Raw genomic sequence first — 527 nt, forward strand, 5'->3', positions numbered from 1 at the left:
CCAATCAAACTCAACGCTCCACCTACAGTGGTCATCAAGAAGCTTGAGGACGCCTTGTCGAAGCTAGAAAAGGCCATCATGTACGACGTGGCCGGCTATCCCGCGCTCGCACAGAAGGAGCTCGCCGACCTGTTCAACGACCCCGAGATGCTGCCAGCCCCGTCGCGCGATGCCATCCTTCGAGAAGGCGTTCAGTTCCACGAGGCTCCCAAGGGGAAGCCGTCTTCAGCGTTCGGCGCACCGACACTCGTGACCTCTGGCGCGGTGGCCGCTCCCGCCGCGGCAGCCACGCCAGTACGCTCTTGGGCTCCATGACAAATTGTCAGGGGCCTCGGAATGCACTCATTGAGGACCCGATGCGTGCGTTGAGACCCTGGAGGGGGAGCGATATCGCGTGGATCGTTACCTTCCAGGCGCAGGCTCGCCGTCGCTACGGGAGCTCTCTCCGCCGTATCGAGCGCCCCGGCCGGTTGACCTATCTCTTGGATTTGCCGGTCATCGGGCGCGACCATCCGGCGGCGACCCGT

1 protein-coding gene is annotated in these 527 nt (G+C 63.6%); it reads left to right on the plus strand.

All coding sequences use genetic code 11. The annotated features are described in order from the left end of the window. Positions 1–315 (plus strand): hypothetical protein (locus AC4FQ5_RS20150; protein WP_491146519.1); only part of this gene is annotated, 315 nt, incomplete at its 5' end. Positions 316–527 lie beyond the last annotated feature (212 nt).

This window comes from Chryseobacterium sp. DT-167, assembly GCF_058310155.1.